Raw genomic sequence first — 12687 nt, forward strand, 5'->3', positions numbered from 1 at the left:
GACACATAAATCCCCATAGCTCGCGGCGGCGACGGCGCCCTTCCGACTCGCGGTTTCCTTCCTTGGAGGTTTTCGGATGCCGGCCCTAAGGCTGCGCGACGCCGAGTGCTCGCAAAGGGCCGGCATCCGAAAACCTTTACAGGAGCAGAAATTCGAACTGACCCATCGCCCGAATGTTGTCAGCATAGGAACACATCAATTGCAATTTCGAACCGCGTAAGTAGTGGCTCAAAAATTGTGGGTGACTGCGGCAATCCGCTTCAAAACTCGGGAAACGAGTCGAGACGACCGATCCGGATCAGATCGCTCAGCGCCGAGCGGACCTGCGGCCAGGGAAATTCGCGGCAGTTTTCGCACCATTCACCCTCCCGGAGCATAGCGTGGAGCTTGGCGGCCACGCCTTCGACGGAAGACGCCGGCGTGGCCGCCAATGCATCGGCGAGTTCTTTCGCTATATCCACGGCTCGCTCCTCCTCTTTTTTCGCTTCAGAGTAGCCGACAGCCAAATCGGCGGCCGCCCAGCGGGCGCGCTCATCCTCCTCCTGAGCGGCACGGTCCGCCTCGGCGCAATCAGTGTTGTCGATTGAGCAGGACTCGCGAATCAACTGCATCAATTGGGTTTCCAAGCTTTGCTGCTTCTGGCAGAGCACGTCGGCGGCGTCCTGGGCAGCCCTCCATTGTGTCCACAGGGACATTGCCGCATCGGCCGCTTCTATACGCGACGTGTCGAGAGGCACGATTTCCGCGAAAGACGCCGGCGCGGCAGCGCCGACGCTCGCGACCAACAGGGTCCTTCGGGTGAAAGAAGGCGCACGCGTGGTAATCTCGGGTTCAGCCATGATCCGAGTTCCTCATTAGCCAGGGGAATCTGCATGAGCGAGGGCCTCTCATCGTCCAGCAAGACGGCAGTTTTGCTGAGCTTTGATCAAAGGCAAGCCTCAGCGTACGCCGGAAATAGATTTTCCGGCGTCGGATGGCGTGGTAATGGTTTTGTCACGACGCTCTCTTTTTAGCGCCGAATTCTAATAACGTCAACCCAAAAATAGAACGACGTGCTAAAAATGCTAGCTGTTCAATGCAAGATGGCGCGCGTCGCCCTGGGAATTGGCGTGCGGGAGCTGGCAGAACTGGCGCAGGTCGCACCGGCGACGGTTTCTCGTCTCGAGGCGGGAGAGGAACTGAAACCCCGCACGGTCGCTGCAATCCGCGCCGCTCTTGAGGCGGCGGGCGTAATCTTCGTCGACGAGAATGGCGAGGGGCCAGGCGTGAGGCTAAGGAAAAAACAGCCATGAGCCGGCAGCGGCGGTTGGTCGACCAACCTTGGCTCGCGGCACGGCTGACGATTCCTTTCATAGCCGTCACTGCGCCTGTACTGCTTTGCAAGAACTCGCTTGCGGCTCCATGATGAAAGGAACAACTCCATCACAGTCCCAGCCAGCGCTTCCGGCCGAGATCCCACTCGATGCCGCCGCCGTCACGGTGAACGCCGCTGAGATATTGGCCAATGCGCTTTTCGAGAACGGGCTGCCAAGGCACGAGCTGGAAGCCGAGGCCGTCCTCGATCATCGCGAAGCGACCGCTGGCGAGATTCGCGACGCCTGCCATCCGCCCCGACACATATTCGCCCGGCCCGCTCGGCGAATACGACAGCCCGCGCTCGGCTGCCATCTGACGGCCGACGCGTTCCACCTCCCGCCGCTCCAGCGTGGCGATGGCTCCGCGCGGGAAGGAGATGGATTTTCCGTTGTCCGTCGCGAGGCCCATTTCCACCAGCCGTTCGGCACGCCGGTGGAGCGCATTCTTCACGTCGCAACCGAAGCCTGCTTCTACTAACGAAGTCTGCTTGTCGGCGACGAGTTCGCGGTCGAGCCATGTCGCTCCGTCGCTCGCGATCTGCCGTTCGAGGTCGAAGGTCGAGAGCGTGCGCACGCGGAGTCCGTCGCCACCCTGAGCGAGGTCATAGGCTCGGCCGCGCTCGACGATATCCTTCGGCACGCGCCAATGGTCCGCGTCGACGCGTTCGACGTGCCCGGCCCGGCGCAGCGCCTCCAGTCGGCGGACATGGAAGCGGACGAAGGCCTCCGGGTCCTTGCCCTGCGGCTCGAAGCTATCGCGAATGCGTTCGAGATGAGCGCTCGGCCGGTAGACGCCGTCGTCCTCCGCGACGATGGCGATGTTGCGGTCGGCGGGCCTCGGACCGGAAACGGCGGGCGCGGCTTCAACGATCATGCCTCGGCCGACCTCCTCGATGCGGCTCGGATCGGCGAACTCCATGTGATGGACTCGTCCGTCGACGCCGTCGACGACGAGATAGACGCGCTCACTCATCTCGTCGCCGGCCAGCCCTTTGGCCAGCACCCGGCCGACGATCGGCTCCTTTCCGGTCTCCCCGTGGCAGGCATATTGCGCGATGCCGCGCTCGTCCGCCAGACCGTGACCGGCCAGCGCCCGACGGATGGTCTCGATCGCTTCGTTGCGCGCTCCCAATTCTTTCAGCATCGCCTCGGCACGGTCGGAAATCGCCCACCGCCCCGTCTCGAGTTCGGTGGTGAGGCCATAGCGTTCCAGCCGCCGCGCGCGACCGAGCAGCAGCGCCCGGTTTTCTCGGACAAGATAGGAGGCGCCTTCCCCGAGCCTGAGGTCAATGACGCCTTGTTCGCGCTGCTCGGCGAGCAGCATCTTGTCGAGCCGCGTCAGCTGCTCCGCCGCAACGTCGTTCGCGAGCTTCGCCTGAAGCTCGATCTCGCTCTGATGGCCGAGCTCCAGCGTGACGAGCTCGCTCGCCCGGTGACGAACGCCGTGAGCGATATAGTCGCCGGCGATATTGAGAATGCGGCCGTCGTCGAGCACGCCCCGGACGATGATGTGGGTGTGGGGATGGCCGGTGTTGTGATGGTCGACGGCGATCCAGTCGAGGCCAGTGTCGAGGTCCTTCTCCACCTGCCGCATGAGGTCGCGGGTGAAGCCTCGCAGGTCGGCCATGTCGCCGGCGTCCTCCGGCGCGACGATGAAGCGGAACTGATGACGATCGTCGCGTCCGCGCTCGACGAAGGCGCGACCGTCTGCCTCATTCTCGATCGCCGAATAGGCGTGGCCCTTCTCGCCGTCGCGGGTGACGCCATCGCGTTCGAGATAGCGGAGATGGGCGTCGACGGCTTTGCTCATCGCGCCGCGCATTTTTGGGCCGCGCGTTCCGCGTTGCGGGTTGAGCTTCACGACCCGCGCCTTCACGACGACGCGACGCGATCGAAACCGTCCGGCGGAGTCGCGCCGCCGGCCGCCGCCGTCTCTCGGCAGCGACGCCGCCACCTTCGCGCCTCGTCCCCGCGCGTTGAATCGGCCGCTTCCTTCTCCTTTCCGGCCGTCCGCCGACGCCGAACCTCGACCGATCCGGCCCGGATCGCCGCCGGCCTTTTGGACGGCGATCTCGACCTGCCGGACGAAGGAAAGCGAGCGCGGACTGACGCTCCTTCCGCCAGCTCGGGATCGACCGGGTCGAATGTGGAAATCGTCTCTGTCGTCGCTCGCCATTCCGAGACGATCGGCGTCGAAATCGGCCTGCGCAATGACTCTCAAGCGCCGATCGCAATGGAGCGCAAAAATACTGGCTGTAGCGTCGAAGCGGCGGGGCCTGCCACGTCACACCTCGCGAGCGCTGGCGTCTATCACGCTGCAAAGACGAACGAATTCGATTCTACCGGAAACTGCCGCACATCGCGTATTACCATGCCTGCGCATTTGTAGGCTGCAAAAACAAATGTGCAGACAACAACTTACGAGCGCAGCGAGGTGCGAACGTCAGTTCGCTTTATCTTGCCATCCCTCCCCTTCCCGCGTTCTGACCTTTGCACTATCACTAAGACGAAGTCTTGACCGCGAATCAACCTGCAAACAATGATGCTAAGTGCCGACTCGGGACTTACGGCAGATCCGCAGTGGCGCTGCATGTTCTGCACCAATCATCTGCTAGTCGACACGCGCATTGCCTGTCGAGATTGGGCCGATCGCGCAGCGCTGGACACCTCTATGGCGGGGACGCCGACCGCACGCGAAGGCACGATGCGAGGCCTGCCGTTACGCTCGATACGGGTTGGCATTGTGTGCGCCTCGTTCTTCTGTAAGGGCTCAGAGCGACATGAGACTTTGCAGCGTCCGCACAGCGGGCAACGAGGAACCCGGAGACCGAATGCGCGATCAATATGCCGGCGATGTCAGCGACGTTCTCAAAACTCACCTTCCTGCACGCCCTTGCCGACCGCGCGTTCGGTGTGGCCTGGTACCGTGCGCCCGGAGACGAAGGATGCGCGAACGGACGGCATCTCGAATGGCGCGACGAGGTGGCGTGGCGGCAGCCCGGTGACGAGCTTCATGCCGGGTTCGCCACGCTACCAGAGCGCAGCATCGCCACGCTCAAACGAGCAACGATCTGGCCGAAAGGAACACTCTTTCATCGTGAACCGATGCCGTCTCGTATGGAACGAAGCGCTTGGGGAACGCGCCAGCGGAGGGTTCTCGAAGGGGCGGACATCGTGTTTCTCGATCCCGACAATGGCGTCGGCGACGAGATGAAGAAGCATGCGGCCTTTTCCGAAATCCGGCTACTCCGCAACCGGTTCACGGCCGCGTGGGATTGGAGTTGGGGCTCATCAAGATGTACGCTCTGCCATGGAATATGCGCAGCGCGAGATAGGGGGAAACATGCTGTCGTATTGGGCCTACATCCTCATCGGTAACAACGACACTGGTAAAACTAGCTTCCAAAAGCACCTCGTGTCCAACCTCTGCAACGTGCAATACCAACGACTTCCGCGCAACTTCCTGACCGACATAACCCATCCTCGAATGCCCCGCGGCGTCGCAACACTTTCGACGATGAACCGTAGCTATCAGGAGAAGATCGTGGATTACGGCGACGTTGCCAGCTTCTTCCAAAGCCACTTCAAGGAGGCCGATATCTGCATTCTCTCTTCACATGCGCATACGCCATCGATTGACCACGTCCGCGACATGATCCGCGAGTTAAGGCGGCGCGCTTACAATGTCGCTGCCGTGTTTTTTAGCAATGGATATAACAATGAAGCCGCAGAAATCTCGCTTCTCGACTGGGACGAGCGGCTGTGGCTGGACAATCCACCCATCGAACAAGAGGCGGCAATCCAGTCACAAATCGCGCGGCTGGCGAACGAGTTTGCACATCTGCTGATCGCAAGGGCGACGATTCTTTAGACGACAATGGAAGTAGATACGAAAATACGGATTAGTCAAACGTTCAAAAAATTGGGAGCGCGGGGGTGTCTAAATACTTTAATGACAGTCCGATAGAGACGGCCGATGACGATCGGTACGACATCATGCCTTTCGCCAAGGCGCTCGCGACAAGCCTGCTTTCAATCGATAAGCCGGTCGGCACGACAATCGCAATCAACGGACCGTGGGGTTCGGGGAAAAGCAGCGCGGTCAACCTCGTTCGCGCTGAACTTGATGCCCTGAAGGATGAGAAGCTCAACATCGTCGATTTCAAATGCTGGTGGTATCGCGGAGAAGAAGCGATCGCGCTGGCTTTCCTCCAAGAACTGAACACCGCATTAAAGCCGGCACTTGGCGCCAAGATCAAAGACGCGATACCCGATCTTGGACGTCACATTTTACAGGCTGGTCCAGTCATCGGCACCGCAGTCTCGCTTGCGACGACGGGCGGGATCGGGACACTGGTTTCGGGCGGCGCCGCATTCGCAACGCGCTTTTTTCCCGAAAAGGATTCGCTTGAGAAGGTCTTCAAGAAAATATCGAAGGCGCTCGAAGAACAGGCTCGCCGCTTCCTCATTATTATTGATGATATCGACCGACTCTCTCCCGACGAAGCGCTGGCAATTTTTCGTCTCGTAAAGTCCGTCGGTCGGTTGCCGAACGTCATGTATCTCCTCGTCTTCGATCGGCAACTCGCCGATGCTGCCGTGCAGCAGCGGTATCCCTCGGAAGGGCCGCACTTCCTGGAAAAAATCATACAGGCTAGCTTTGAACTACCCGCGCCAAGCCAGACCGATTTGAACAATGCGTTGCTCTCGGCTGTCCAGGATATCTGCGGTTCACCCTCGGAGGAGCATATCGTCCGGTTTATGAACCTGTTCTATGATGCGGTAGCTCCATACCTGAATACACCGCACCACGTCACGCGGCTCATAAACGCGATGAGTGTCACCTGGCCAGCGGTCACGAACGAGATCAGCCGCGCCGACTATGTGACGCTGGAAACCTTGAGGCTCTACGAGCCGCTGTTATTTTCGGCTATCCGGCGCAATCGGGAAATCGCAACCGGCCAAACGTCGGTCGAGCAGGCGACCAGCCGCGATATTTCCAAATTTGCGCCGTTCCTGAACGGCATCCCAGAAGGCAAGCATGAGACGTTACGCGTCGTGCTTCAGCGGCTGTTCCCGGCCCTTGAGGACACAAGCTATGGTGCAGGTTTCTCCGAGATTTGGGACAGCGAACGTCGCGTCTGTTTATCGAAACATTTCGATACGTATTTCAGGTTATCGCTTAGCGAAGAGACGATATCCATGACCGAACTGAATGAGTTGGTCGCACGCGCTGATGATCGGGCCTTCGTTCGAGAACGACTGCTTCGCGCGCGTGGCCAACTTCGGAAGAGTGGAAAGTCCATGGTGCCGGTCGTTCTCGATGAACTGACTTCTCATGGAAAGGAGATCGGCCGTGACAAGGTCGAAAGCTTCCTCTGCACACTCTTCGCTATCGTAGACGACATCACGCGCCAAGAAGATGGCGAGCGTGGCTTTGCGATGGCAAATACTCATCTTCGAGTCCATTGGCTGATCCGCCGCCTCACCGAAGATCGTTTTTCACTCGAAGAGAAGACGAGCCTCTATCTCACGGCGACAGAAGCTGCCTCGATGGGGTGGCTGATCGACTTCGTATCGTCGGCGGTCAATGATTATCACCCGAGAGACGGTCGTTCCGTGGACGGTTCAACGTGCCTGGTCACCGAAGATGCGATTCCCAAGTTGAAAAGCCGAGCCCTTGCAGCGTTGCGGAATGCTGCGGAAAGCAGAGTTTTGCTTCGCGACGGCAATCTGATGTACAATATCTATCGCTGGCGTGACTTCGGCGATGATGAAGGTGCCGAAGCAAAGGCGTGGCTTCGTGAAGTTATGAACAATGACGCGGCTCTGGTTATCATCGCAAAGAGTCTGACCGGCGAATCGTGGTCAACAAGCCTCGGCGGCTTTGGCGGGTTAGGAGACCGGGTCTCGCGCCGCAATGTCCGCGCGCAGATCGGAAAGGAATTCGATCTTTTCGATACTATCGTCTTTCAAGGGGAGCTTGAGCGCATTGCGCGGGAGCGCAAGCTTCCTGAAGTGGATATTGAGGCAATAGAGGTGTTTTTGAGCGCTTGGGCAAATCGTCGGGAAGGGCGTGACGATTGATGACGACCATCTAAACGCAAAACTGCCCCGCGTTAACAGAGACGGTGATTGATTTATGTTTGAAGTGGTTGCAGGGGGGGGAGGCGGCCATTGGTTGTTTGGCCGATCGCCGAATTCCGCAATGCGCCAACTCTCCGCGCCGGAATTCCGAAATTTCATGGCGCCAGAGGGGATCACCCGCGGCTGACGAACCGTAGCTGTTTCGCTTTGTGCGATGACCCGCTAAATTCTCCGCGATGCGAAAACCGCGATCCGCCACCTCTGCGACGAAGAGACCGCGCACCTACGCGACAGGCGGAGGCAACGCGACGGCCTCTGGCGTGAACTTCCAGCAAAGCCTCGGGGCTGTGTTCGGCTTGTGGATGCTGACCGAAGTGCCCATCGATCATCGGTTAGCGTTGGGCGACGCCAGGGTTGTCACAATCCGGATGGAAACCGAGGCACCGCTGGACGATGCCCTGGCTCTGACGTCCGACGGGGGTGTCATCGCCGCGCAGGCCAAGAACCACCTGTCTCTTTCCTCAGCCCTCCAAAGTGACTTCGGAAAGACCGTCGAACAGATTGTGCGTCAGTGGCGTCTCTGCCACGATGGCGCCGGTGACCTCGGGTGGAACCGCCCGCTCGACCGCGCAAAGGACCGGCTCGTGATCGCCGTCGGAACTGGCTCGCCGGCCACCATGCGGGTCCATCTGGCTCGAGGCCTCGAGGCCCGTCGCCAGCCTGGGCCGCCACTGCTGACCGCAGATGAAACCAGGGCTATGGGCCAATTCGATGCATGCATCCGCCTCGCCTGGAGTGCGTCGACAACGGAGCCCCTGACCAAAGGCGTTTTGCTGGCAATCTCGCACCTGACGTTCGTTTACACCATTGATCCCGATGGTGCGGATCGAGCAGCGCTGGCCGTCGCCCTTGGTCCGGCGTTGGCGTCGCCTAGGGATGGGCCGTCCGTCCTGAATCTTCTGGAACGGATTGCCGGGGACTTGATGAGCACGCGCGGCGGTCGCGATATCTCGCAGCTACGCAGCGATCTGATCGGGCGAGGCGCCAAGCTTGCCGCCCGTCCAGACTACCGCGACGACATCGCTGCCCTTGCAGCCTACTCGCTTCAGACCGAGCAGACTCTTCGCGCGCTCGAAGTGGTGGAGCCTGAGGCCGGCATCCCAGTGGGAATTGTTCGTCACTGTCAGCCCGCGGTGAACGCGGCGACGCTGGGCGGGAACCTCCTCCTGATCGGCGAACCTGGTGCCGGGAAGAGCGCCGTTATCAACGCTCTAGGCAGAGCGCTCCGCAGTCAGGGCCACGATGTCGTTGAACTCGCAGTCGACCGGTTTTCCATCGAGTCCTTGGAGGGGCTGTCGCGGACGCTACGGCTTCGTCATGACCTACCGGTGATCCTTGGCGCGTGGGATGGGCCCGCTCCGGCCTTTTTATTGATTGACGCCCTCGACGCCAGCCGCGGCGGTCCGGCCGAGGCCGCCTTCAAACGTCTTATCGCAGCGGTAATCGAACAGGGCAGTCGTTGGATCGTGGTGGCGTCGATCCGCACCTTTGATCTGCGCCTTGGGCAGAGTTTCCGGGCCCTCTTCAAAGGAACGCCTCCGGATCGCACGCTTCAGGAAGAGAGTTTCCCCCTTGTCCGGCATATTCGGGTGCCACCTTGGTCTGAGCTGGAATTCGAACAGCTCCTCGATCAGTCGCCTAGGCTCGCAGCCGTTCTTCGGCACTCTCCGGCCAAGCTTCGCGAACTGGCGATGGTGCCGTTCAACACCCGTCTATTGGCTGAACTCATAGCGTCCGGCGCAATGAGCGACGACTTCACTTCGGTCGATTCTCAGATCGCACTGCTGGACCTCTATTGGGAACGGCGCGTGGAGCACCATGGCGCAGCAGGGGAAGTCTGCCTCCGCGCCGTCGTGACCGAAATGGTGAACCACCACGCGCTACGGGCTCCGCGGATGGCCGTCGCAGCCGCGAATCCTATCGCGCTAGATGCGCTCACCGGCGAGGGCGTTCTGATATCCACCGATCAGCAGCGCTCGATCCAATTCAGGCATCATCTCCTCTTCGACTATGTGGCGAGCCGCGTGTTCCTGGACCCCGACGCCGTCATGTCAGGGCAAGCAATCTTTCCGAAGGCCGGAGGCCTTGGGCTCATCCTTGCCCCCGCGATGAGCTTTCTGTTGCTGGGGCTATGGTCGAGCGACCCTGGGCACGTCCGTTTCTGGACAGCTGTCAGCCAACTGCTCGGTGCCTCGGACTGCGATCCGGTTATCCGCAGCACCACCGCTCGCATGGCGGCCGAACTCCCGTCCGAGCCTGGAGACATCATGCCTTTCGCGAGCGCCGTCGGCGGAGAAGATCCGAAAGGGATCGCGGCACTGCCGCATGTCGCGGGCGCAGTAGCGGTTAGGCTCGAGGACGACCCGACTACCCCCCTCACCCCGTGGGTGAACCTCGAGCTGGAGCTATCTCGCAATCCAGCTCCGGTGGCCGGCGTTCTGAGGATGCTAGGCTACATGCTCGTTGATCGAGTGAAGGACGCCGGTTTGCGGGCCAACCTGGGCACCGCCGTACGCGCCTTGCTCGCCCACGGCTACACCCTCTCGGATTCCAGGAGTCTCGCAACGCCCGCCATCGGATTCGTCGCCGACACGATCGCGACCGACGTCCAGGCGTCCGTCCGGTTGCTGGGTCAAGTCCTCACGGACCGACGGTTTGAGTCTTTCGGGTCCGAAGAGCTTCCCGCTTTGTCACGGAAAATCAACGCCATCGCTCCGATCGCGCCGGACTTCGCCGCCGACGTCTACGGTGCTGTCTACACGCGCCAGGTTACGGAGGACCGGCAGACATCCATGGGCGGCGGCCGAATCCTGAATCTGACGTCGAATGCGCGGCAGGATTTCGAATCCGCGCGCTGGTCGTTGAGCGAGTACTTCCCGAATTTTTTGGCAGCCTCGCCGGTTACAGCTACCAAGGCGTTGCTGGCGGCCATGAGCGGCTACGTGGCTCGACAGCATCCTATCCCCGAAGGACTCGACGAACGCACCATTTCGGGCCCGAACGGCGACGTTCGCCTTCAACCGGACCACAGCCATATTTGGGCGCACGAGGTGCATCCTCAATCTGCTGAGGACGCGGACGCGCTCCTCTCAAAATTCGAGACGTTCCTCGAAACCGGCGAGGAAGGCTCTGTGATCCCCGCGGCGGATCACGCCGTCCGGCATGCAACGCTCGCGGTGGTTTGGTCCCGCCTGTTCATGGCCGCGGCCGCACGGGGCGGAGCATTGGCTGACCTCTTGGGCCCCTACGCGTTACGGCTCGCCTTTATCATCTCACCCGACACGCGCAAGGACGCTATCGACCTTGTCGCCGCCCGTTATGACGCTCTCACCGAGGCTGATCGGGCAGCTTTCGAAACCGAGGCCATGGAAGTTGGCCTCGACACCTTTGCGCATCCCATGGAAGCCAGGCAACGCCTGCTCAGACGCCTCTTTGGGGCGATTGGACTCGACCGGCTCACGACGCAGGAAGCGCACCAGATGCTAGCTGACCTGTCGACCGGCGAGGAGATCAATCCGCGATTGTTCCGGCTCACCGGGGAAGCGATCGAGCCGGAAACTTACTACTGGATGGATCAGACCACCCGAGCGACTCAAGAGGTTGTCGACATGATCGGCGCGCTTGAGGCGGCATGCGACGAACTTCATCTAAATCTGAACGACAACCAGCCGCTCGCGACTCTCGACGACGCCATCTCTGTGCTCATGGATCTGCGGAGGCAGATTGACGCGGGGGCTGTATCGGATGCGGCACTCAACAGCCGAGCCGAAGGGACCTTCGCGCAGGGCGTTCACAAGCTTATCCAAAGCGAACTCGTCGACGCAGACACCCCCGCCGAGGCTGTGGCCGCAATTGTGAAATGGATCGAAGCCGCATGTTCATCGAGCTACCCGGAGACGGACACCGATACGGAGGCCAGCTTCGAACGTTCACAGGCCTGGGGATCGCCTTCAGCCAGACTTGAGGGTGCCGCGGCGGCCCTAGACCTCTGCCTGAAGCGGCCGGAAACTTATGGATCGCTCGAACCTATCATCGATCGCATGCTTATCGATCCTCATCCCGCCGTTCGGATGAACGCAGCAGCTCATCTTGTTCGGATTTGGGAGCTCGACCGTCATGGGTTCTGGAAGCGCGCAGCTCGGATCGTAGCCACGGAGGACAACCGGAGCGTTCTCGACTCCTTCGTCACCGCAAGGCTCGGAAACTTGATGTGGCACGGCGCCGCTCGAGAGGTCGCCGACCTCGTTTTGCCTTTGGCCGATCGCCTGCCCGTGAGCGAGTCCCGAAATGCCACCATTCGCAAACACCTCGTCCAGATGACTCTCCTGTTTTGGTTGCGCTTTGACTTTCAAGATGCGGACGCCCGAGTGCGCTCCTGGTTTGCCGACTCGGTGGACAATGTGGAAGTTGTCCGCGAGGCGATCCAGTGGCTCCGCAACGATTACACTGCTGGCCTTCGCGGCCAGGCCGATCCCGCTGCCCCAGAAAAACGTCGCCTCACCATCGACGTGCTCGCCCAGGCGGTTCAGCAAGCGGCCGACGAACTGACCAGCTATAGCGACTTCGCGGGCCTGAACGAGGGCCTGAAGGCGCGGGCGCAGAGCGCGATGCGGATTATCGACATGGCTTGCCAGCAGCTCTACTTTAGCTCCGGCGCATTTCAGCACGCGCACCAACAGGACGCGCGGACTCCGCTGGCTGCCGAGGACGCCGAAATCTTCTTCCGTGAGATCGCGCCGACGTTACGGCGGATCGGCCAACACGGCGGGCCTCACACGATCTACTACCTCATCCAGCTCCTCGAGCACATTCTGGAGGCTGATCCTGCGGGTGTCTTTGACATCGTCGCGTTTGCTGTCCTGCACGGCCGGCAGGGTGGGTACGAATATGAGAGTCTGGGCGCCGACCTCATGGTGAAGCTCGTCGGGCGATATCTAGCCGACCACAAAGAGATCTTCGATGACCCACAACTGCGAGCCGCCTTGGTCGACACCCTCGAGGCCTTTGTCGCGGCAGGCTGGCCGTCCGCCCGGCGCTTATTCTATCGTAAGCGGTGCGAGCGTCCCACCTCGAAAAAGTTTGAGTGACGCGCGATCCTCTTCAAGTGATTTGGCCAGAGGAGGGTCGGGCGTTGGATCATTCCATGCTTGAAGCCATGCATGAAGGCAGAACTTATCAACGGGTG

The 12687-nt window shown here is 60.8% G+C and carries 8 protein-coding genes; 5 read left to right on the forward strand and 3 right to left on the reverse strand.

The window, feature by feature from the left end; genetic code table 11:
- Positions 1 to 260: 260 nt before the first annotated feature.
- Positions 261 to 839 (reverse strand): hypothetical protein, encoded by a 579-nt coding sequence (locus VIF40_RS19890; protein WP_331939258.1) that lies wholly within the window; start codon positions 837 to 839, stop codon positions 261 to 263.
- Positions 840 to 1061: 222 nt separating this feature from the next.
- On the opposite strand from VIF40_RS19890, the gene VIF40_RS19895 reads away from it, so the two are divergent.
- Positions 1062 to 1292 carry a helix-turn-helix domain-containing protein gene (locus tag VIF40_RS19895; protein WP_174800285.1) on the forward strand — a complete coding sequence of 77 codons (231 nt, stop codon included), beginning with the start codon at positions 1062 to 1064 and terminating at the stop codon, positions 1290 to 1292.
- Positions 1293 to 1422: 130 nt separating this feature from the next.
- Here VIF40_RS19895 and VIF40_RS19900 read toward each other — a convergent pair whose 3' ends face one another.
- Entirely contained in the window at positions 1423 to 2949 is a 1527-nt protein-coding gene (locus tag VIF40_RS19900; RefSeq protein WP_331939259.1) for a DUF3363 domain-containing protein, read from the reverse strand.
- Here VIF40_RS19900 and VIF40_RS19905 point away from each other — a divergent pair.
- Positions 2893 to 3744, forward strand: a complete 852-nt coding sequence (locus VIF40_RS19905; RefSeq protein WP_331939260.1) for a hypothetical protein — start codon at positions 2893 to 2895, stop codon at positions 3742 to 3744. The two genes, VIF40_RS19900 and VIF40_RS19905, sit on opposite strands and share 57 nt — an antisense overlap.
- Before the next feature lie 479 nt (positions 3745 to 4223).
- On the opposite strand, the gene VIF40_RS19910 is transcribed toward VIF40_RS19905, so the two are convergent.
- Positions 4224 to 4370 carry a hypothetical protein gene (locus VIF40_RS19910; protein ID WP_331939261.1) on the reverse strand — a complete coding sequence of 49 codons (147 nt, stop codon included), beginning with the start codon at positions 4368 to 4370 and terminating at the stop codon, positions 4224 to 4226.
- A gap of 295 nt (positions 4371 to 4665) precedes the next feature.
- On the opposite strand from VIF40_RS19910, the gene VIF40_RS19915 reads away from it, so the two are divergent.
- The 3 genes from VIF40_RS19915 (at position 4666) to VIF40_RS19925 (ending at position 12589) form a co-directional block, all read left to right on the forward strand.
- Positions 4666 to 5226: a hypothetical protein gene (locus tag VIF40_RS19915; protein ID WP_331939262.1), complete on the forward strand. Its 561-nt coding sequence runs from the start codon at positions 4666 to 4668 to the stop codon at positions 5224 to 5226.
- Positions 5227 to 5291: 65 nt separating this feature from the next.
- Positions 5292 to 7442 carry a KAP family P-loop NTPase fold protein gene (locus tag VIF40_RS19920; RefSeq protein ID WP_331939263.1) on the forward strand — a complete coding sequence of 717 codons (2151 nt, stop codon included), beginning with the start codon at positions 5292 to 5294 and terminating at the stop codon, positions 7440 to 7442.
- A 320-nt stretch (positions 7443 to 7762) separates the two neighbouring features.
- Positions 7763 to 12589: an ATP-binding protein gene (locus VIF40_RS19925; protein WP_331939264.1), complete on the forward strand. Its 4827-nt coding sequence runs from the start codon at positions 7763 to 7765 to the stop codon at positions 12587 to 12589.
- Positions 12590 to 12687 lie beyond the last annotated feature (98 nt).

It is taken from the genome of Methylosinus sp. (assembly GCF_036560965.1).
Taxonomy (GTDB): Bacteria; Pseudomonadota; Alphaproteobacteria; order Rhizobiales; family Beijerinckiaceae; genus Methylosinus.

Bases quoted from the DNA above. Each gene is read 5' to 3' on its own strand.
- VIF40_RS19890 (WP_331939258.1), bottom strand. From the start codon at position 839: ATGGCTGAACCCGAGATTACCACGCGTGCGCCTTCTTTCACCCGAAGG.
- VIF40_RS19895 (WP_174800285.1), top strand. From the start codon at position 1,062: ATGCTAGCTGTTCAATGCAAGATGGCGCGCGTCGCCCTGGGAATTGGC.
- VIF40_RS19905 (WP_331939260.1), top strand. From the start codon at position 2,893: ATGGTCGACGGCGATCCAGTCGAGGCCAGTGTCGAGGTCCTTCTCCAC.
- VIF40_RS19900 (WP_331939259.1), bottom strand. From the start codon at position 2,949: ATGCGGCAGGTGGAGAAGGACCTCGACACTGGCCTCGACTGGATCGCC.
- VIF40_RS19910 (WP_331939261.1), bottom strand. From the start codon at position 4,370: ATGAAGCTCGTCACCGGGCTGCCGCCACGCCACCTCGTCGCGCCATTC.
- VIF40_RS19915 (WP_331939262.1), top strand. From the start codon at position 4,666: ATGGAATATGCGCAGCGCGAGATAGGGGGAAACATGCTGTCGTATTGG.